17 protein-coding genes and 1 tRNA gene are annotated in these 19,510 nt (G+C 62.3%); 4 read left to right on the plus strand and 14 right to left on the minus strand.

Features of this window, described 5'->3' with window-relative positions; all coding sequences use genetic code 11:
- Window positions 1–6: 6 nt before the first annotated feature.
- The 3 genes from ACSFA3_RS03960 to ACSFA3_RS03970 form a co-directional block, all read right to left on the minus strand.
- A tRNA-Leu gene (locus ACSFA3_RS03960) sits at window positions 7–93 on the minus strand.
- A 79-nt stretch (window positions 94–172) separates the two neighbouring features.
- Entirely contained in the window at window positions 173–3,334 is a 3,162-nt protein-coding gene (locus ACSFA3_RS03965; protein WP_435504088.1) for an efflux RND transporter permease subunit, read from the minus strand.
- Window positions 3,331–4,455 carry an efflux RND transporter periplasmic adaptor subunit gene (locus ACSFA3_RS03970; protein ID WP_435504089.1) on the minus strand — a complete coding sequence of 375 codons (1,125 nt, stop codon included), beginning with the start codon at window positions 4,453–4,455 and terminating at the stop codon, window positions 3,331–3,333. Before ACSFA3_RS03970 ends, ACSFA3_RS03965 begins: the two co-directional genes overlap by 4 nt.
- 136 nt (window positions 4,456–4,591) lie before the next feature.
- On the opposite strand from ACSFA3_RS03970, the gene hpnC reads away from it, so the two are divergent.
- The 4 genes from hpnC (at window position 4,592) to ACSFA3_RS03990 (ending at window position 8,533) form a co-directional block, all read left to right on the plus strand.
- The gene (gene hpnC / locus ACSFA3_RS03975) at window positions 4,592–5,494 is read left to right on the plus strand and encodes a squalene synthase HpnC (protein WP_435504090.1); all 903 of its coding nucleotides are present in this window, start codon (window positions 4,592–4,594) and stop codon (window positions 5,492–5,494) included.
- Between the two features lie 25 nt (window positions 5,495–5,519).
- A complete protein-coding gene (gene hpnD / locus ACSFA3_RS03980; RefSeq protein ID WP_435504091.1) occupies window positions 5,520–6,359 on the plus strand; it encodes a presqualene diphosphate synthase HpnD in 840 nt (279 codons plus the stop codon).
- 15 nt (window positions 6,360–6,374) lie between these two features.
- A complete protein-coding gene (hpnE, locus tag ACSFA3_RS03985; protein ID WP_435504092.1) occupies window positions 6,375–7,670 on the plus strand; it encodes a hydroxysqualene dehydroxylase HpnE in 1,296 nt (431 codons plus the stop codon).
- Between the two features lie 98 nt (window positions 7,671–7,768).
- Entirely contained in the window at window positions 7,769–8,533 is a 765-nt protein-coding gene (locus ACSFA3_RS03990) for a LuxR C-terminal-related transcriptional regulator (protein ID WP_435504093.1), read from the plus strand.
- A gap of 25 nt (window positions 8,534–8,558) precedes the next feature.
- Here the strand turns inward: ACSFA3_RS03990 and ACSFA3_RS03995 are convergent, their stop codons facing one another.
- The 11 genes from ACSFA3_RS03995 to ACSFA3_RS04045 all read right to left on the minus strand — a co-directional run bounded on the left by ACSFA3_RS03995 (window position 8,559) and on the right by ACSFA3_RS04045 (window position 19,508).
- Window positions 8,559–10,727 (minus strand): FHIPEP family type III secretion protein, encoded by a 2,169-nt coding sequence (locus ACSFA3_RS03995; protein WP_435504094.1) that lies wholly within the window; start codon window positions 10,725–10,727, stop codon window positions 8,559–8,561.
- A gap of 4 nt (window positions 10,728–10,731) precedes the next feature.
- The gene (locus ACSFA3_RS04000) at window positions 10,732–11,817 is read right to left on the minus strand and encodes an HrpJ domain-containing protein (RefSeq protein ID WP_435504095.1); all 1,086 of its coding nucleotides are present in this window, start codon (window positions 11,815–11,817) and stop codon (window positions 10,732–10,734) included.
- Between the two features lie 98 nt (window positions 11,818–11,915).
- Entirely contained in the window at window positions 11,916–12,263 is a 348-nt protein-coding gene (locus tag ACSFA3_RS04005; protein WP_435504096.1) for a hypothetical protein, read from the minus strand.
- Between the two features lie 118 nt (window positions 12,264–12,381).
- Complete coding sequence (locus tag ACSFA3_RS04010) at window positions 12,382–13,536, minus strand: EscU/YscU/HrcU family type III secretion system export apparatus switch protein (protein WP_435504097.1); 1,155 nt, start codon at window positions 13,534–13,536, stop codon at window positions 12,382–12,384.
- A complete protein-coding gene (locus ACSFA3_RS04015; RefSeq protein WP_435504098.1) occupies window positions 13,481–14,284 on the minus strand; it encodes an EscT/YscT/HrcT family type III secretion system export apparatus protein in 804 nt (267 codons plus the stop codon). Before ACSFA3_RS04015 ends, ACSFA3_RS04010 begins: the two co-directional genes overlap by 56 nt.
- A gap of 4 nt (window positions 14,285–14,288) precedes the next feature.
- Complete coding sequence (gene sctR, locus ACSFA3_RS04020) at window positions 14,289–14,948, minus strand: type III secretion system export apparatus subunit SctR (RefSeq protein ID WP_435504099.1); 660 nt, start codon at window positions 14,946–14,948, stop codon at window positions 14,289–14,291.
- Window positions 14,945–16,201 (minus strand): FliM/FliN family flagellar motor switch protein, encoded by a 1,257-nt coding sequence (locus tag ACSFA3_RS04025; protein WP_435504100.1) that lies wholly within the window; start codon window positions 16,199–16,201, stop codon window positions 14,945–14,947. Before ACSFA3_RS04025 ends, sctR begins: the two co-directional genes overlap by 4 nt.
- Complete coding sequence (locus ACSFA3_RS04030) at window positions 16,201–16,719, minus strand: hypothetical protein (RefSeq protein WP_435504101.1); 519 nt, start codon at window positions 16,717–16,719, stop codon at window positions 16,201–16,203. Before ACSFA3_RS04030 ends, ACSFA3_RS04025 begins: the two co-directional genes overlap by 1 nt.
- Window positions 16,704–17,171, minus strand: a complete 468-nt coding sequence (locus ACSFA3_RS04035; protein WP_435504102.1) for a hypothetical protein — start codon at window positions 17,169–17,171, stop codon at window positions 16,704–16,706. The genes ACSFA3_RS04030 and ACSFA3_RS04035 overlap by 16 nt, the downstream gene beginning before the upstream one ends.
- On the minus strand, window positions 17,155–18,516 hold the full coding sequence (locus ACSFA3_RS04040) for a FliI/YscN family ATPase (protein WP_435504103.1): 1,362 nt from the start codon (window positions 18,514–18,516) through the stop codon (window positions 17,155–17,157). The genes ACSFA3_RS04035 and ACSFA3_RS04040 overlap by 17 nt, the downstream gene beginning before the upstream one ends.
- Complete coding sequence (locus ACSFA3_RS04045) at window positions 18,513–19,508, minus strand: hypothetical protein (RefSeq protein WP_435504104.1); 996 nt, start codon at window positions 19,506–19,508, stop codon at window positions 18,513–18,515. The genes ACSFA3_RS04040 and ACSFA3_RS04045 overlap by 4 nt, the downstream gene beginning before the upstream one ends.
- Window positions 19,509–19,510 lie beyond the last annotated feature (2 nt).

Below are 19,510 nucleotides of genomic sequence, written 5' to 3' on the forward strand. Positions count from 1 at the left end.
TGGGGCTGGTGCGCGGGGCCGGACTCGAACCGGCACGTTCTTGCGAACGTCAGGACCTAAACCTGGTGCGTCTACCAATTTCGCCACCCGCGCTGTCAGGTGAAATTCAATGCAAAGACGGGTGGTGTGCAGATCGCTGCAGCCCACCCGTTGAAATCGGCAACCGCGCATTTTAGCCGCGATTCGGAACGCCTTCCGGCTCGCGCCTCACGCGAAAGGCTGCGGCATACATCGCGGGGAGCGCGAGCAGCGTCAGAACCGTCGCCACGATCAGTCCGCCCATGATCGCCACGGCCATGGGCCCCCAGAAAACGCTGCGCGACAACGGGATCATCGCCAGCACCGCCGCCGCGGCGGTCAGCACGATCGGCCGCAGTCGCCGCACCGCCGATTCGACGATCGCATCCCAGGCCGGCACGCCGGCCGCACGGTCGCTTTCGATCTGGTCGATCAGGATGACCGAATTGCGCTGGATCATGCCCATCAGCGCAATGACGCCCAGCAGCGCGACGAAGCCGAACGGACGATCGAGAATCAGCAGCGCTGCTGCAACACCCGCGATGCCGAGCGGCCCGGTGATGAAGACCAGCAGCGCGCGGCTGAAGCTGTGCAGTTGAAGCATCAGCAGTGTGAAGACGAGGAACAGCATGATGGGCACGCCGGCGACGATCGACGTCGAGCCCTTGCTGCTTTCCTCCACGGCGCCGGCCACCTCGATCCGATAGCCGCCACTGCCCTCGGCACGCCAGCCGGCTTCGATTTCACGCAGTTTCGGCAGCAGCTGCGAAGTGACGGTCGCGCCCTGCAGGCCTTCGGCAAGATCCGCCTGGACGGTGATGGCGTAATCGCGGTTCTGGCGCCACATCACGCCGGGCTCCCAGGTGAATACCGGGCGGGCGATCTGCGTCAGCGGAATCGATCTGCCCGAAGCGGTGGGCAGGTAGGCGTTGCCGATATCGGAGATCGCTTCGCGCTCGTCCGGCGACTGGCGCAGCACGATGTCGATCAGCCGGTCGTTCTCGCGGTATTGACCGACCGTCGTTCCGCTGAACATCGTGCGCGCAGCCTGCGCGATAGCCTGGCTGCTGACGCCGAGCGTTCGCGCCTTGGCCTGATCGACTTCCAGCCGGATCACCTTCACCGATTCGTTCCAGTTGTCGTTCACACCGCGCAGGCTGGTATTGGCGCGCATCACCGCCTTCACTTCGTCGGCACGCCGGCGCAACTCGGCAGGATCGGTGCCGATCACGCGAAATTGCACCGGATAGGCCACCGGCGGCCCGTTCGGCAACAGCTTGGCCCGGCCGCGCACCTCCGGAAACTCCTGCGCCAGGATCTCGGGTAGACGCTTGCGCAGCACCTCGCGCTGCTTCAGGTCCTTCGCCAGCACGATCATCTGAGACACGTTGCTCTGCGGAAAGATCTGGTCGAGCGGCAGGTAGAAACGCGGAACGCCGTTGCCGACCCAGGTGCTGACCGTCGCCACGGCGTCCTCTGTCATCAGCCGCTGCTCGATGCGCCTGGAAACCTCTTCGTTGGCAGCAAAAGACGTGCCTTCGGGCAGCCACAACTCGACCATGATCTCCGGCCGGCTCGAATCCGGGAAGAACTGCTGCTGCACGCGCCCCATGCCAAAGATGCCCAGCGAGAAGATGGCAACCGTTGCCGCGATGGTCAGCCAGCGGTGAGTGATGCACCAGTCCACAGTGCGTCGAAAGCCGTTGTAGAAGCGCGAGTCGAACAGTTCATGCGGCGGCGCGTCGGGGTCGTGCTTCTTGACCTTGAGCAGCAGCGTCCCGAGGTACGGCACGAAATACACCGACACGATCCACGACAGCACCAGCGCGATCACCGTCACGGCGAAGATTGCAAATGTGTACTCGCCGGTTACTGACTTGGCCAGGCCGATGGGCAGGAAACCCGCAGCGGTGATCAGCGTGCCGGTGAGCATCGGCTTGGCCGTGACGTCGTAGGCGAAGGTCGCCGCGCGCACCTTGTCGTAGCCCTCCTCCATCTTCCGCACCATCATCTCGACCGCAATGATGGCGTCGTCGACCAGCAGACCGAGCGCGATGATCAGCGAGCCGAGCGACACCTTGTGCAACCCGATGTTGAAGTAGTTCATCGCCAGGAACGTGACGGCCAGCACCAGCGGGATCGTGATCGCGACGACGAGCCCGGGCCGCACGTCGATGTGCCAGCCGAAACGCCCGCCCTTGTGCAGGCCGAGTGCGACGAAGCTCACAGCCAGAACGATGGCGACCGCCTCGATCAGCACATGAATGAATTCGTTGACGGATGTCGCGACCGCCACCGGCTGGTCCTGCACCTGCTTCAGGCTCGCACCGGCCGGCAGGCGCTCATTGATATCGGCAACCGCTACTTTCAGCGCCTTGCCCAGCGCGATGATGTCGCCTCCCTTGGCCATCGACACGCCGAGAGCCACAACTTCGCGGCCCTGGTGCCGCACCTTGGTGACGGGCGGATCGACCAGTCCGCGCCGGATCTGGGCGATGTCCCCCAGACGCAGCTGGTTGCCCGAACTCCCGCGGATCGGCATCGCGCGGAGCTGATCGACGTCGGTGAACTGGCCGGCGACGCGCACCTGCACCACGTCCAGCGGCGACTGGATCGTGCCGGCGCTCTCGACGGCGTTCTGCGCGCCGATCTGCTGGAGCACCGCATTGAAATCGAGCCCCAGTTGCGCGACCCGCTTCTGCGATACCTCGATATAGACCTTTTCGTCCTGCAGCCCGAACTGCTCGACCTTGGCTGCGTCCTTGACGCGCAACAGACCCTGGCGGACCTCGTCGGCAAATGTCTTGATCTCGGCCTGGCTGAAACCGTCGGTTTCGAGCGCATAGATCACGCCGTACACATCGCCGAATTCGTCGTTGAAGAACGGACCGAGCACGCCGCCGGGCAGCGTGTTGCGGATGTCGCCGATCTTCTTTCGCACCGCATACCAGACACCGGCCACTTCGCTCGCTTTGGACGAATCCTTGATCTCGAAAATGATCTGCGACTCGCCGGGCTTGGAATAGCTGCGGATACGGTAGGCGTACGGCACTTCCTGCAGCGTGCGTTCCAGCTTGTCGGTCACCTGCTCGGCCACCTGCTGCGCGGTCGCGCCGGGCCACAGCGTGCGCACGGCCATCACGCGGAAGGTGAACGGCGGGTCTTCGTCCTGCCCCAGCTGGAAGTACGCGGCAAAGCCGAGCACCATCAGCGCGATCATCAGGTAGCGGGTCAGCGCCGCGTGGTCGAGCGCCCATTTCGACAGGTTGAAGCCACCCTTGGCCGGCTCCGAGGGCTCGTGGTTCGGGTTGCTCATCGCGGTGCGGACCTGTCCTGGAAGATCGAAACCTTCTGTCCCGGCGAAAGCACGTGCACGCCGGCGACCACCACCAGATCGCCCTGGCCGACGCCCGATGCGATCACCGCCTGGTTGCCGTCGGCCGTCGCGACCTGCACCGGCTGCGACCGGACGGTCATGGTCGCCTTGTCGAGCACCCACACCGCGCTGCCGCTGCCTTCCTGACGCAGCGCACTGGTCGGCAGCTTGATCACGGGCACACCGACACGCGAAAGCGCCTCGGGGCTGGCGTAGACGGTGGCGCCGAGCGCAGGCGATGTCGCCGCGTCGATGGCGACCTTGACCGTATAGGTACGCGTCACCGGATCGGCGCTGCCCGCGACTTCGCGCACGCTGCCCTTCAGGACCGTGCCGCTTGCCCAACCACGCACAGACACACCCGAGCCCGGGCGGATGAGCGCCGCGCGATCCTCCGGCACGGCGAAGACGACGTCTCGTGCGCCATCCTGTGCGATGCGCACCACCGGCGCACCGGCGGAAACCACCTGTCCAGGCTCGGCATCGATCGACGTCACGATGCCCGGCGCATCGGCGATCAGCGTCGTGTAGCTGGCCTGGTTGCCTTGCGACGCGAGTTGCGCCTTCGCCTGATCGAACTGCGCCTGCGCTGCCTTGTACGTCGATTCGCGCCGCTCGAGTTCGGCTCCGCTGATGAAGTTCTGCTCGCGCAGCTCGCGGTAGCGCTTGAGATCGGCTGCCGCCAGGTCGCGGCTCGTCAATGCCGATGCCTGCTGCGCGCGCGAGGCGTCTGCGGCGAGGCGGTAGTCCTGCGGGTCGAGCTGTGCGAGAACGTCGCCGGCCTTGACATGCTGACCGAGCCCGGCCTGCCGACGAAGAATCTTGCCGGCGACGCGGAAGCCCAGTTGCGACTCCACCCGCGCCCGAACTTCGGCGGAAAACTCCGGCGCCGTGTCGAAACTGCCGACGCCCACGGCGATCACCTTGACGGCGCGCAGCGGCTCCTCTGCCGGTGGCGGGCGCGAGCATCCGGCAACCGTCAATACAGCGGCCGCAGCAACGAGCGACGCCGAAATGCGCGGGCGAACGCGCAGGCAAACGCGCGGAAAAAACACGGTCATGGACCACCTCGGTATACAGTGACGGGCCATTAATGACCGAACGGTTAGTAATTTAGGGGATGCGTACGGCACTGTCAATCGAGGCGGCGCGCTGTCGGCATCGACAATCCCGCAGGCCCCACAACCATTTCAAGCCGTGTCCGACCTGCCCTCCATAGCGACACCGCCCGCGCACTACGAGAATTTCCCCGTGGCGTCCTGGCTTTGCCCGCCTCGCCTGCGCGCGCCGATCGCAGCCATCTACGGTTTCGCACGTACCGCGGACGACATCGCCGATGAAGGCGACGCCACTGCAGCACAACGCCTGGACGATCTGGCCGAATTCCGCGCCGACCTTGCTGCCGCAGCTTGCGGAGAAGCGCCGTCGGCACGCTGGCCGGAAGTATTCGGACCGCTCACCTGGGCCATGCAGCAATTCGAGCTGCCGCAGAGTCTGCTGGCGGATCTGCTTTCGGCGTTCATGCAGGACATCCGGATGACACGCGATGGCGGCCATTACGCAGATCGCGCCGCATTGCTCGACTATTGCAGGCGGTCGGCCAACCCCATTGGCCGGCTGCTGCTGCATCTCTACGGCGTCGAAGATGCTGTGGCGCTGGCGCAGAGCGACGCCATCTGCAGCGCTTTGCAGCTGATCAACTTCTGGCAAGACCCGAGCGTCGACCTTCCGCGCGGCCGCTTCTATCTACCGGTCGACGACTGCGCCGCGCACAGCCTCACTGCATACGATCTGCGCACTTTCCGCCCGATTGGCATCGCGCCGCCACCGGTACGCGCACTCGCTCTGCTGGCCGACGAAGCCGCATGGGCCCGCCTGCTGATGCTGGAAGGCGCCCCGCTTGTCCATCGGCTGCCCGGACGGGCTGGCTGGGAACTGCGTTTCGTGGTCCAGGGAGGTTTGCGCATCCTCGACAAGATCGAGGCACTGGGCTTCGACACCTTCTCGCAGCGGCCGACCATCGGCGCGTCCGACGCACCACGCATGGCTTGGCGCGCGCTGAGGATGGGCATATGGATGCGGAGACAATCGGCCGCATGAAAAAGAAGCGAAACCGCTCCGTCCGATGAATCCCGAGCAGTATGTGCAGGAAAAAGCGGCTGCTTCCGGCAGCAGCTTCTATTACGCGTTCCTGTTTCTCCCGAAGCCGCGCCGCGCAGCAATCACCGCCTTCTATGCGTTCTGTCGCGAGGTCGACGACGTGGTCGACGAAGTCCGCGATCCGGGCGTTGCCGCAACCAAGCTCGCCTGGTGGCGCACCGAAGTCGCGCAGTCTTTCGCCGGACAGCCGCACCATCCGGTGATGCAGGCGCTGATGCCGCTCGCGCGAGAGCACGGCATCGAGGCGCATCAGTTGCAGCAGGTCATCGACGGCTGCCAGATGGACCTCGACCAGACGCGCTACCTCGACTTTCCCGGCCTGCAACGTTACTGCCATCTGGTGGCGGGCGTCGTCGGCGAAGTCGCTGCCGGCATCTTCGGGCAGGTCGATCCGCAAACCACCGCCTACGCCCACAAGCTCGGCCTCGCGCTGCAGCTCACCAACATCCTGCGCGACGTCGGAGAAGACGCGTTGCGCGGCCGCATCTACCTGCCGGTCAATGAGCTGCAGCAGTTCGACGTCAAGGCGCACGAGGTGCTCAACCGCGTTCACTCCGAGCGCTTCGTGGCGCTCATGAAGTTCCAGGCCGCGCGCGCGCACCAGGCGTACGACGAGGCACTGGGACTGCTGCCCGCGGTCGACCGTCGCAGCCAGAAGCCGGGACTGATGATGGCCAGCATCTATCGAACCTTGCTGCGCGAGATCGAACGCGACGGATTCCAGGTGCTCAACCAGCGAGTGAGCCTGACGCCGGTCCGCAAGTTCTGGCTCGCATGGCGCGTGCAGGCGCTCGGCCGGGTCTGAGCCGCTGAAGGCGCCATGAAACTTGCCGTCATCGGCGCCGGGTGGGCCGGACTTTCCTGCGCTGTCGAGGCTGTGAGCGCAGGCCACGAGGTGACGGTATTCGAAGCGTCACGCTCGCTCGGTGGCCGTGCACGCCGAATCGACTTGGAGGATGCCGGACCGCCGCTCGACAACGGCCAGCACATCCTGATCGGCGCGTACCGCGAAACACTGGCAATGATGCGGCGCGTCGGTGTCGATCCCGATGCAGCTCTGCTGCGGCTACCCTTGTCTCTGCGATTTGCGGACGGCGGCGGCATCGCACTGCCTCGCTGGCCGGAACCGCTTCATCTGCTGGGCGGCATCGCAACTGCAGGCGGCTGGTCCGCGGGAGAAAAGTGGGCGCTCGTGCGCACCGCCCTGCGATGGCGCATCGCCGGTTTTCGCTGCAGTCGACTCGCCACCGTCGGAGAACTGTGTGCCGGCCTGCCACCTCGCGTCATGCGCGAGCTGATCGAACCGCTATGCGTTTCCGCACTGAATACACCTGTCGAAGAGTCGAGCGGACAGGTGTTCCTGCGCGTGCTTTCCGACGCGCTCTTCGGTGCGGCAGGTGGCGCCGATCTGCTGCTTCCACGTGTCGACCTGGGTCGACTGTTTCCCGACGCAGCCTGGCGCTGGCTGGAAAGCAACAGTGCCCGGCTGCACCCCGGGCAGCGCATTCGCGAACTGGTCGCCGACTCGGCCGGTGGTTGGGAAGTCGACGGTGTCGCATTCGATCGGGTCGTGCTGGCGGTCGGTTCAACCGATGCGGCAAAACTCGTTCGAGGGGCTATCGGGAACGGTGCCATCTCGACTCGCGGCGCCGTGTCTGCTGCCGAAGCGTGGTCGAGTGCGGCTGAAGCGTTGCGTTTCGAATCCATCGCCACGGTCTACCTATCGGGCGCGACGGCCCTGGCGGCACCGATGCTGGCGTTGCGCGCATCGCAGGATGCACCAGCCCAATTCGCATTCGACCGCGAGCAACTCTGCGGCGCAACTGGCTCGCTCGCCCTTGTCGTCAGCGCTTGCGATCAGGACCGGGACTTGATCCAACAGAAGGTGTTAACCCAGGCTCGAAGCGAATTGCACCAGCCGAACCTGGCAATCGCGCGGACCATTGTCGAAAAGCGCGCCACTTTTGCCTGCACTGCGGGCTTGGTTCGTCCCTCCATGCACATTGCTGCTGGACTTTCGGCGTGCGGCGATTATGTCGATGGACCGTATCCGGCAACCCTCGAAGGTGCTGTGCGAAACGGCCTCGCGGCGGCCGGGATGAAAGTCCAAGATTGAAATTCAATTAACTCCAAGTTAGTAAAGATTACTTCAGACACACACTTCTTATAAGGCATTAGCCTACGCGTCGTGCATTGATGCATGAGAAGTAAAGAATGAGCGAAGCCCTTCAACGCAATGCCATCCACGTCGCGCATTCGGAATCTCTGTCGCAGGGCGATCCGGCACGAATCAACGTATGCGTCCTGGACAGTCACGCGGCAGTTCGTTTCGGCCTGGAGTGCCGCTTTCGCAGCGAATGCGATGTCAACTGGCTCGGCGCTGCGTCCGATTCGAAAGAGCTGACGTCGATGCTGCGACATGTTCTCTGCGATGTCATCGTCGTCGAATATCGGCTTGAAGGCATGGAAAACGACGGATGGAATCTCATACGGTATATCCGCCGCGCATTTCCGAGAATGAGTCTGCTTGTCTACGCCGGCTACATGAGTGCTTCCACGATCTCATTTATTTATCGCGCCGGCGCGTCGAAGGTGGTGTCGAAAAGCGCGTCGATGGACGAATTGATCAACACGGTTCGCGATCTTGGCTTCGCGTCCTGGCATCAGCGTTATGGTGGGCGACATCCGGAACACCTGCTCGATCTCGAAGATTTCGAGCTTGGCGACTATGAGATCGATGCCCTTCCAGAAAGCGATCCACCCGACTCGATGCTCACATTCGAAGGTGCACGGCTTTCTGCCAGAGAACGCGAGGTTCTGCGCTGCCTGCTGCAGGGCATGTCGGTGAGCCAGATCAGCGTCAAATTCGTCCGCAGCATCAAGACCATCAGCTCGCAGAAACAGTCCGCATTTCGAAAACTGAGCGTCGGCAGCGATCAGGATCTATTCAAATTGCAACATTCTTTTCAACTGCTGTAATCCAGCTCGAAGAGAATTGCGGCGTTCAGAAGAATTCTTCCGTGGTCCAATCGACCCTGGCAATCACTTCGGTTCGGTAATTCGGGCTCAACTCGGGATACGACAACGTCGGCAAGAAACGTTTCATCAGTGCAGCACCCTGCCAAAGCGGACGCCGGATATCCTGCGCAACAACGACGACGGCACGCGGCTGGAGCTCATCGTTGGGATAAATATGGATCAAGATTGCGTTGTAGATCTGGTCGAGTTCGCTGGCCGGCAATTCGATATACGCTCCCATGATCGACTGCCGCAGGCTACCTCGCAACGCATCCTCCAGGGCCGAATGCAACAGGCACAACTTGACGATGCCGCCCTCGACATATTGCATCGTGATCTCGTCACGCAAAACCTGACGCAAATGATCGACGATCACTTCCGGATCCCGGTCGTGCAGGCCTGAGGAAATCAGCGTTTCCCCGATCAGCCGAAAATTCCTGACCGGTACGCGTTCGCGTGCAAGTTGCTGCAACACGCTGCATAACTTGGCGATAGGCACGCAACGCTGGATTTCCTTGGCAAGCTCAGGCGCCTCGCTGTCCAGCCAGGCGATGAAGGCGCGCATTTCCTGCATTCCCAGGAATTGAGCGCCATGCTCGAAAAGTGTGGCGCGTACCCGTTCTGCAAAAAACGTGTCGAAATCGCAGCTAACCAATCCTCTTTCCGCCAATGCTTCACGGTTGGTTGCGGGCGTCCAGAACCATCCTTCCTCCCTGAGTGCCACAGCAGGGATGGCGCTGTTCTCGGTCAACGTGGCCGGCAGTTCGATCACCTGACCGCGCGGGAGGCGCCATGCGATCTGACCCGGTCTGAAGCTGATGCGCAACTGCGGTGTTTCGTAGACACACAAATGCAGTTCATCGGCGGGAACGAGATCGCTGTACTGAAAGACCAGAGGCGGCAGCGTGAAGCCATATTCGGCAACGATCGCATTCCGAATCTGGCGGGTAGTGGCAATCAGTGGCAGAAAGGCAGCGTCATGCTCATGGCAGATCGCGGCTCGCAACACGAGCGGAATGTTGGGCGTGATTCGACGCAGGTCTTTCAACCCGTCTTTAGAAAGTTGCTGGTCGGTGACCATGCCTGCCGTCTTGCGTCGCGTCCGCGACGACTGCATGAAGGCAATACCGGCGATCGAGGCGGAAATAGTGAGGAACAGAATGGCCGGCAGGCCAGGAATCAAACTCATCGCTGCGATGATCACGGCCGCGAAATACCAGGCTTTCGGCTCGGCCAGCAACTGACGCGTCATTTCGTCGCCGATGGTTCCAGCGCCTTCGTCCTCGTCACCGGTGATCGCAGGCGTCACCCTGGCGATCAGCAAACCACACGAGAGCGCAATCAGCAACGCGGGGATCTGGGCGATGAGGCCGTCGCCGACGGTGAGGATGGTGAAGGTCTGGATGGCGACGCTTGCACTCATGCCCTGCTGCAGCATGCCGACGGCAAATCCCCCGAACATGTTGATCGCAACAATGATCAGCCCGGCTACAGCGTCGCCTTTGACGAACTTCATGGCACCGTCCATGGCGCCGAAAAGCTGGCTTTCGCTGGAAAGCTCATTGCGCCGCTTCCGGGCTTCCGCTGCATCCAGAAAACCTGCCCTGACGTCGCCATCGATCGACAACTGCTTGCCCGGCAGCGAGTCCAGCGAGAAGCGCGCAGCGACTTCGGCGATTCGCTCCGCGCCTTTCGTGACAACCAGGAACTGTACGACTGTCAGGATCAGGAACATCACGAATCCGACGACCGCATTGCCGCCGACAACGAACTTGCCGAAAGCTTCGACGATGTGACCTGCATTGGCTTCGAGCAGGACAAGGCGCGTCGTCGAAATGCTGATTGCCAGGCGAAAGGCCGTGATGATCAGCAGCAACGTTGGAAACGTCGACAGAGAAAGTGGATTCGGGACGTACGTGACGATGGCAACGAGAAGGATCGAGATCGCGAAGTTGAAGGCGATTGCAGCGTCAACGAAGGACTGGGGCAACGGCACGATCATCATCATCACGACCAGCATGACGAGGCTTGCTGCAAGCAGATCGGGACGTCCGCGCAGCATTCCGAGAAGGCGCTCCGAGCGCGTGCGCTTGGTGGCGTCCTTGCCTGCAGACTGGAGCCGCTCGAAAGACCATTTTTTCATTCGATCTTTCACGGCGTCAGGCTCTTGGCCCCATACCTGCATCAGGCTCCAGAATGGCCTGTCGACGCAGCATTTCGATGAGCTGGTCTTTCAGCTTGGGATCCTTCCAAAGCGTCGCCGGCAGATTTCGCATGACATCGATGAACTCGTTGCGGGCGCGTGCGGCTCGCTCGGCATGCGCCTTGGAGACGACGTCTTCTTCCAGAAAACCGGGCACCAGCTTGACAGCTGCACTGCTTGTCGTCAGTTGAAGAAGCAGTTTGATCATGCGGACCGTCGCCAGTTCGCCACGCGACTCGTCGCGGTCGCCGCTGTTCTTGTCCGAATCCTTTTGTGTTTCCTCAGCCGCCGGTCCAGGGACGGTCTTCGGTCGGCGCAGAAATGCATTGCAGGTCTGAATGAGTGCCACGATGTGCCGGATCGTGACCATGCTGCTGAGCAGCAGAATCTGCAGCTTGTCGGGCGGAATCGATGCGCGAGGCGCGTTCATGTCGTCTGCGAGGGCACGCATCATCGCAATCGCGCCGGCTTCGAAGTGAAGTGTTCCGAAACGCTGAAGAAGCGATTCATAGGCATCGAGAACGGGTGCGCTGGCCGAAGTGACGGACATGTACATGTTGCGCAACCAGGCCTTGTCCAGCTGCGAACGCCCGCCAGCCGCAAGTGCCGCAGCGGTGTTGAGCGCGGCGCCGATGTCCGTTGCCAGAATGTCCTGTAGATGCTCAAGTTCCCGCTGCAGCACCTGGGCCAACGCCGGATCGCTTCCGGAAAGATCGAGCGCAGCCCGGTTACCGATCAACTGCAGCGTCGCCGGGTCCAGAGCATGCGTGTCCGCGAAGCCTGAAAGCGTCCCGCCGCCTTTTACATGGGCAGAAGCTTCATCTGACAATGCTTGCGGATCGGTTTTATCGTCACCGAGTGACTTGACCACGCGACGCAATTGAGACGGGCGCGCCGCAATCTGAGCCAGCATTCCCTGAAGGTTGCCGCCTTCGGCCCTCGTACGGGTCTGTCTGCTGGGATCAGGTCGTCTGAAGACCGGGGTCTTGACCTGGTCGGCATCGTTCTGGGTGCTAGCCGATGCGGTCGGCGCAGTGGGCATCGCGCGCTGAATGGCGGACGCGGGTCGAATTTCCATTGAATGCGATGAGGCTGTAGCGATGAAACAGAAGATTCTTTAATAGCGGCTCGGCTCGACTTTCAGAATTGAATCGAGTCGGACTTCATGCGCTTGCCCGAGGGCGGCAGGCCCATCTTCTCTGCGTCTTTAGGGCCAACTATTGCGAGTATCTGCTCCATCGTGGAGGTTTGATCGGCCTTGCCTGATGCCATCGTCTGCATCAACTCGTTCACTTCGGTGATTTTTTCACGGTCTCCGCCAGTACGCTGCATCTCCGTCGTGAGCTTTTCCATGTTTTTATCGACTTTTTCTCCCTTGAGAATGTCGATAGCCGCCTCGCGAATGTTTTCTTGTGGCGATTCCTTGAACAGAGAAGATATCGCACCAAGTACGTTTCCACCCATCAGGTTATTAATGACTTCGCTCATTTTGAACTCGGGTTAAGTTGTCGTTTGCCGATTCCACATGCTAGTTTCCTCATTTTTCTCGGCGTACTCGGATTGGTCTTAAAGATCGAATTGACCAAAGGTCGCGATAGAAATCGCGTCAAAGTGCCGGCTTTGGCATCTCAGGTGGTACCGGCGACGACTGGGGTCCGGCGGTAATTCCCTCCAGACCGACGATCAGGCGGTAGATCGCTGCAATTGCGCGATACGCTTCTCGAGGAATAGGCTCTCCTGCTTTGACTGAATACAACGTTCGGGCGAGCCAGATGTGCCGAACGACCGGGATGCCGGTGTCCTTTGCGATCTCGATGAACCGCATGGCCTCCTTGTCGATGGCCAGCGCTCGTATCCTGGGCAAACGGCGTTCGCCGTGAACGTACCGCAGTCCCACCGCGACGTGTGTCGGATTGACGACGAGCACGTTGGCTCCTCCCAACCCGCCTCCACCATCGTCCGAACCGGACATCAGTTCTTCCGCAAACGCGCGCACGTTCTGCTTGCTTTCGGGACTGCCTTCCATCTGCTTGTGCTCGTCCTTCATGTCCTGCATCGACATCTTGAGGTCTTTGAGCATCAGTTTCCGCTGAATCCAGAAATCGCCGACGCTCATCACGAACAAGATAACCAAGGTTTTTCTGACAGATCCCAGCGCCTCCTTAGCAATAAGTGCCGAGACTTCCTCGATTCCGGAAGGCACGGCCATCGGCAGTTGCCGGACCACTTCCTTGACTGCAAACCACAGCACTGCAGAAATAACCAACGCTTTGATGATATTGGTCGCAAGGTCGACAAGCGTCTTTAATGCAAATACTTTCTTGAAGTACTTATCTGGAAGAAAGCCGTCCAGCTTGAATTCGATAGGTGATTTCTTTATCACCGGCCCGCCGGTCTGCACCCACGACATGGTGATGAATACAAGGACCGAAACGCAGCCGATCATGAGAGACAGCGCTACCGAAGCGCCGATCCACATGAAGATGTTGTCGGCGCGAAAACCTCGATGCTGCTGCACGTTGGCCAATTGCGAAATGAAGTCCGTGAAATAGGCAAAGACGAAACCGTCGAATTGCATCGCCATGACACGGCAGACTTCAAAGGCGACAAGACAGACAGCCGACTTCATCAGATCCTGGCTGATGGCGACATTGCCGTCCTCCCGAGCCTCTTCGACCTTGTGATCGGTCGCATCGAAAGTCTTTTCACCTGACATGGAGAACAGCCCGCGCGCGCTCGACCAGGCCGCGAAAATGGCCAAGACTCTCTGCCATCCAGAATTCGCCGATCGTGCCGACCAGCATCAACAGAACACCTAAGCCGACCAGCGACTTCACAGGCATCGCGAGCTGGAAAGCCTGCAAGTGCGGTGCGTAGAGACTCATCAGCGACATTCCGGCTTCGATCATCAGCATGATGGCCATCAGCGGAGCGAAGTACAGCACGGCGCCTTTTGCCATCGCGTTGAATGAAAGGATGAGCATGTCGAGGTCCGCCAGGCCGGCATTCGGCGTCAACGACTCCGGCGGCCACAGTCTGGCGACGAGCACCAGGAATTCGAACACCCAGGTCAGTGCGCCGCTTCCATAAAGTGCCAGCACGGCAGCGTACTGCAGCAGCAGCGCCATGGTGCTCGGCGACGTGAGCAGCGGGTTGAAGGTCTGCCCCGTCATCGCGCCTCGGTGGTTGTCGAACATGGCGCCGACCGACTCGGCGACCCACACCGGGATCGAAAGCAGAATACCGAGGAAAAGTCCGACCGCGCCCTCCTTGGCCATCAGCAAGGCGATCCTGAACTGTGTCGCGTCTTCGAGCGCAAGGTCGGGTGCGTGGAAGGCCGCCGGCCAGAGCCATGCGGCAAGAATCGTTGCGACGATCACCCGCAGACCGCGCGAATTGCCGACGAGTCCGAACACATGCGCAATGCCGAGCATCACCGTGCAGCGCGCCCAGAGACAGCAGAAGACGATGGTGGCTTCGACCGGCCACTGGAGTGCGCTTTCGAGCATTCCGCTAGCTCACGCCGCCTGCCAGCGCACGGAGAAGATGCGCCCAGCCATCGACCGCCACGAACAGCAGAAGCTTGAGCGGTGTCGCGAATGTCATCGGCGCCACCATCTGCATTCCCAGCGCCAGCAGGATGTTGGACACCACGACGTCGATGATGATGAACGGCACATAGATCAGGAAGCTGATCTCGAAAGCCGTCTTCAATTCGGAGATGACGAACGCAGGGATCAGGATCACCGGATGTTCAGGCGTGATCTTGGATTGAAGTGCCGGCGGCCAGTTGCGCTTTGCGATGTCAACGAAGGTTTCTTGCGCCGAGGTTTCGGTGTTGCGCAGCAGGAAGGCTTTCCACGGCTGCGCGACGCGCTGCGCCGCTTCGAACTTTTCTTCGACGGACTTGCCGATGAAGTCGCGGTCCTGGTATCGCTCGGCCATTTCGTAGCCGACCGGCGCCATCACGAAACCGGTGAGCGCCAGGGCCATGCCATAGATGGCGATCTGGGGTGGCACCTGCTGCACGCCGATGGCGTTGCGAACCACGACCAATACCAGCGAGAACTTGAGAAACGATGTGCTTGCGACGCAAATGAGCGGCAGCGATCCCATCAGCGTGACCAGGAGGATCAGGCTGACGGGATCGCTGCCTACTGCGGTCGGGTTCACAAAGACCCCAGCTGTGTGACCTGGATCCCCAACTGTCCATCGATGTCTACCAGACGGCCGCCGGCGAGATGCCGCCCCTCTTCCGTGCGAAGTACGACCTCCCCCAGCGCATGCGGTTCGATTTCAAGCAGCATTCCCGGCGCCAGTCCACGCAGCGTCGCCACCGTCAATCGCAGGAGACCGACCTCCGCAGCGAGCGTCACGGGCATCGTGTCGAGAAGCTCCGTCAAGTCGTTGCCGAGCGGGCCGGGTGGCGTCGCATCGGCCGGCACCACAACCTCGCCCGGTGGCGCAGCGGAGACTTCGTTCGTCGACGAGGAAAGTGGATTCATGGCGGCAGGTCTCGGTGGGTCAGTGAACGCCCGGAGGGCGAAGGGCGAAGGGAAATCGATGCCTGCAACCAATGCAGCAGGTTCGACGGAAGTGATCGAAAACAACCGATTTCGCTCAGGGCCGGTGCAGCGAACACCAATCGCCAGACCGGCGATGGATACAAGACCGATACCGCTGGCATCGAGCCACAAGGGCATCCGGACGATGTCGCCCGGCTGCAGAAGAGCCAACTCGCTGCGCGGTGCTCGCGTGCAGCCCAGCGAAAAACCGAATCGCAGCGGAATCGCGGACATCTGCAGCGCAGCAGCGGAAGCGATGTGCGGCTCGGCGAGTCGCATGGCAGCGTCCCAGACACGTGCGGGTGCCCAAGCCTCGCAATAGCACGAGATATCGTCGCTCCGCACATGTAGCCGCTGACGCACGAGTGCTTCGTGACGCGCAGCCCGGGCCTTCGAGACCGATGCCAGTATTCGATACACCGGCGACAGGCTCGGCGCCTGAACCCGGGCAAGCGAAAAATCGAGCTCGGCCAGGGGAGATGGAAGTCTTGCCAAAGCTGCCGCGGCATGCAATCGCTCTCTGGCCGCACCGCCACCGACAGGCCACGGAACGCCGCCAAGCAGGCAGAGCAGCGCGAGACCGCCGCTCCCCAAGATCAACTGGCCTTCCCTGCCGTCCAGAACGGTTCCACGCATCGCGTCCGCCACCTTCTCGGATTCCGCGTGCGAGGCAAACATCGCCGGTGTCAGGACCTCGATGTAACTCAAGCGCCCCGGCGTTTCCAGCGCAATGCGACGGCCATGCCCGATGGTGCGCGACAGACGCGCCGCATCGGCCGAGACATGCGTTCGTGTCCACGCAGCGTTCTGCGTCGCACCGTGACGTGACGCATCGCCATGGGGAGCCCTGCCGTCACGCATCAAGCGTCCACCGAAAGGTCAGGGCCACGCCCGTCGCCGTCGGCGATGGCTTCCCGCAATGCCGGCATCGCTTCGCGAAGGCGAGCACGCAGGTCGTCGTCGTCGGTGCTGAGCGTGAGCGCGCCGACGCCTCCGTGCCCGCCTGTCGACTGGTGAACGTGCACCACGCCAATGCGCGCATGGTGGATGGTGTAGCTCGAGACGATGGCATCGGGCTCCGGCGGGCGGACATCTCTGGAACGCACGCCGGCGTCGGGCGCCGACGTCGCCGCGAAAAACGCGCTTGCTGCTGCACCACCGGCACTTCCTCTCGCACCAACGCCAGCAATGCCGGAACTCCCTTCCTCGGTACTCGACGCGTCGATCGCGTCATCTTGTCGTGCCGGCAGCAAGGCCTCGAATTGCGCGAGCGATGCTTCGTCGAGTTCGTACGGAGCCAGCTCGTCGACAGTTCGACGGTCCGACGGTGCAAAGTCGGGCGTGATCCAGAGCGCTGCATTCACTATGAAGTCTTGCATTCCGAAATCCTTTCGTAGTCGAGCGCGCAGGAGTGCGCTGCGGCTTTTTGAGACTCGAGTTCCTGGCCGATTCGCTCCAGCATCATGGCCAGGCGGTCCTGCTGGCGGTAGAACCGCTCGACGTCGAAGCGAGCCCGTTCGGCCGCATCGTTCATTCGATGGATGACGCGCAATTCGGTCGCGCCGGCGCGCACGATGACATCGATTTCGCCGTGCCGCACCCGCAGTTCGGCCTGTGCGGCCACGATGGCCTGACCGGCTTCGATCAGTCGCTTCTCGCAGGCGGCATGCCGGAGCTGCACTTCGGCAACTTCCTCGAACGCCCGATCGCGCCGCAGAAGGCGCAGCGCCGTCAAAGCGTGCACCTGCTTGGCCTGCAGGCGCTCTGCCGCCGTCCTCGATGGCGGCGGGCGATCGTCCCGGAAGACGTGATGCTTACGCGACGAGGCCATGCAGCTGTGCCACGGTACTGTCGAAATCGGCACGAACGCCGAGATCCTGCTGCAGGAATTCTTTGATCGCCGGTTCCGCTTCGACCGCCGCGTCGTCTTCGGCGACGCGACCCGGCTTGTATTCACCGACCTTGATCAGGAAATCGAGCGCCTCGTGGCGCGCCATCGCCTTGCGCACCTTGCGTGCCGATCCCGACTGCGCGGACACGACCACGCTGCCCATGGTCCGGCTGAGACTTCTCAGGACGTCGATGGCCGGGTAATGGCCAGCCTCGGCCAGCTTGCGCGAGAGAACGATGTGGCCGTCGAGGAGCGACCGGGTCTCGTCCGCTACGGGATCGGCTTCCAGGTCCTGCTCGGAGAGCACGGTGTAGATTGCCGTGATGCAACCGTCGGTGAAGTTGCCGGCACGTTCTACCAATCGCGGCAGGCTGGTGTAGAACGACGGAGGAAATCCGCCGCGGCCCGGCGGCTCGCCAGCGGCAATGCCGATTTCCCGCTGCGCACGTGCATAGCGCGTCAGCGAATCGATCAGCAGGAGCACACTGTGGCCGCCAGCTGCCAGCGCTTCGGCCACCGTCGTCGCGGTTGCAGCGGCGCGCGCCCGCTCGAGCGAACTCCGATCGCTGCTGGCGGCAACGATGATCAGGCGCGCGGCGAGCGGTGACGACTGCATCTCGTGCGCGAACTCCTGCAGTTCCCGTCCTCGTTCGCCGATCAGGCCGAAGACGACGTAATCGGCGGCACAGCCTTGGGCAATCGCACTCAGCAAAGTTGTCTTGCCACATCCGGGTCCGGCAAAAATACCGACGCGCTGGCCTCGCCCGATGGTCATCAGGCCGTCCAGCGCACGCACGCCGGTCGTGAAAGCCTCGGAAATCGGTTTCCGGTCGAGCGCGCCGTGGATGCCCTGCAGCACGCGACGCGACCCTACCGACGGAGCGCCGAGAGCGAACGCGCCGACCCTGCCTGTCAGCGAACGGCCGTAGGCGTCGAGCACGTCGCCGCAAAGATGCGGTCCGGCTGCGACGAAATGTTCGGTGGCGACGACACGGACTCGGTCACCCGGCCCGACGTTCTGCAGCGACCCCATCGCCGTGAGCCGCACGCCATCGGCCGAAAAACCGACGACTTCGGCAAGCAGGCTTTCGCTGGCCATGCCGGTCCGTTCGATGACGCAAAGCATGCCCAGTCGCCCAAGCGGCAGGCGTGCCATCACGTCGGTGCCGACGACCTCGTAGACGCTGCCGATGATGCTCAGGCCGGCGCTGGCACGCAGCCCCGGCAAACGCTCGCCGGTCCATGCAGCGGCAACCGTCGCGACCTGTCTGGCGGGATTGGTCATGGTGGCGCTACCGGTGGCTTGCTGGCACCCAGACACTGCGTCGTCTTGCTGACGTTGTCGGCAGCCAGAAGGATTGCACAGCTCCCTTCCACACCGGACAACGTGAAACCCGTCAAAGCGCTGCCGACATAGAGTTGGCTACCGTCGCGCAGCAGCAGGTTGGGCGTTGCGCCGCCCACGATGGCAACGATGTCGAGCCCGGGACCCGGACCTGCCTCGTTGGTCGTCTCGAAACGAAAACGTGTCTTCCGGTAGGTGGCTCGCGCACGCTCCACGACGCGCTCGAATTCTTCCTGGCGACTGGCCGGCACGGTGCCGATGACGTGCACGATGCCGCGATCGACGGTGGCCTGCAGCGTCGTGAGGCCTCGGCTTTCCATTTCGAATTGCACTTCAGCCGCCACCTGCGCTGCGCTCATGCCACTCACCTTGGGTGGAGCGACCTGCGCCAGAACCTTGTTCTGGTTCTGCTGCTGGAAGAACATGAGCACGGCGATGCCGACGAGCGCAATCAGCCCCAGGCCCATGACGCCCTGGAAGATACGGAGCTTCAAGGTCGGTGCGCGGCGTGATTGACGGCGTTTGCGCCCAAGTCTGGGGAGTCTTGCGGGATCGACCTTCGGGAGAAGCGCGTAGTCCCAGGGTGCGTCGCTGTTGCAGTACTGCAGCATGACGCCGGACACGAGAAAGACTTCGCCCAATTCGATATGTGCCTCGCGGATCACCGGCACTTCGTCCACCGGTGCGTCCGCGCCAGGCGTCGGCGTATTCAGCCACCGCACGGTCAGCGGTCCGCCGGGCATCAGCGGGCACTCGAGCTCGGCCTCCTGGTCGCTCACCAGCGGGTCGAGCAGGACAAGGTCGTTCTCCGGGGAGCAACCCACGCTCAGGCGAGACTCGATAGGGATCGCAGCGCCACGACTGAGCCCGTTGAGCACCCGCACCTCTTCCAGCGTCAGCGTGATGGGAATACCTGGATCGAAGGTAGCCATGG

The organism is Variovorax glucosi, from assembly GCF_051216695.1.
Taxonomy (GTDB): domain Bacteria; phylum Pseudomonadota; class Gammaproteobacteria; order Burkholderiales; family Burkholderiaceae_C; genus Variovorax.

Bases quoted from the DNA above. Each gene is read 5' to 3' on its own strand.
- ACSFA3_RS03965 (WP_435504088.1), bottom strand. From the start codon at position 3,334: ATGAGCAACCCGAACCACGAGCCCTCGGAGCCGGCCAAGGGTGGCTTC.
- ACSFA3_RS03970 (WP_435504089.1), bottom strand. From the start codon at position 4,455: ATGACCGTGTTTTTTCCGCGCGTTTGCCTGCGCGTTCGCCCGCGCATT.
- hpnD (WP_435504091.1), top strand. From the start codon at position 5,520: ATGAATCCCGAGCAGTATGTGCAGGAAAAAGCGGCTGCTTCCGGCAGC.
- hpnE (WP_435504092.1), top strand. From the start codon at position 6,375: ATGAAACTTGCCGTCATCGGCGCCGGGTGGGCCGGACTTTCCTGCGCT.
- ACSFA3_RS03990 (WP_435504093.1), top strand. From the start codon at position 7,769: ATGAGCGAAGCCCTTCAACGCAATGCCATCCACGTCGCGCATTCGGAA.
- ACSFA3_RS04000 (WP_435504095.1), bottom strand. From the start codon at position 11,817: ATGCCCACTGCGCCGACCGCATCGGCTAGCACCCAGAACGATGCCGAC.
- ACSFA3_RS04005 (WP_435504096.1), bottom strand. From the start codon at position 12,263: ATGAGCGAAGTCATTAATAACCTGATGGGTGGAAACGTACTTGGTGCG.
- ACSFA3_RS04015 (WP_435504098.1), bottom strand. From the start codon at position 14,284: ATGCTCGAAAGCGCACTCCAGTGGCCGGTCGAAGCCACCATCGTCTTC.
- ACSFA3_RS04025 (WP_435504100.1), bottom strand. From the start codon at position 16,201: ATGCGTGACGGCAGGGCTCCCCATGGCGATGCGTCACGTCACGGTGCG.
- ACSFA3_RS04030 (WP_435504101.1), bottom strand. From the start codon at position 16,719: ATGCAAGACTTCATAGTGAATGCAGCGCTCTGGATCACGCCCGACTTT.
- ACSFA3_RS04035 (WP_435504102.1), bottom strand. From the start codon at position 17,171: ATGGCCTCGTCGCGTAAGCATCACGTCTTCCGGGACGATCGCCCGCCG.
- ACSFA3_RS04040 (WP_435504103.1), bottom strand. From the start codon at position 18,516: ATGACCAATCCCGCCAGACAGGTCGCGACGGTTGCCGCTGCATGGACC.
- ACSFA3_RS04045 (WP_435504104.1), bottom strand. From the start codon at position 19,508: ATGGCTACCTTCGATCCAGGTATTCCCATCACGCTGACGCTGGAAGAG.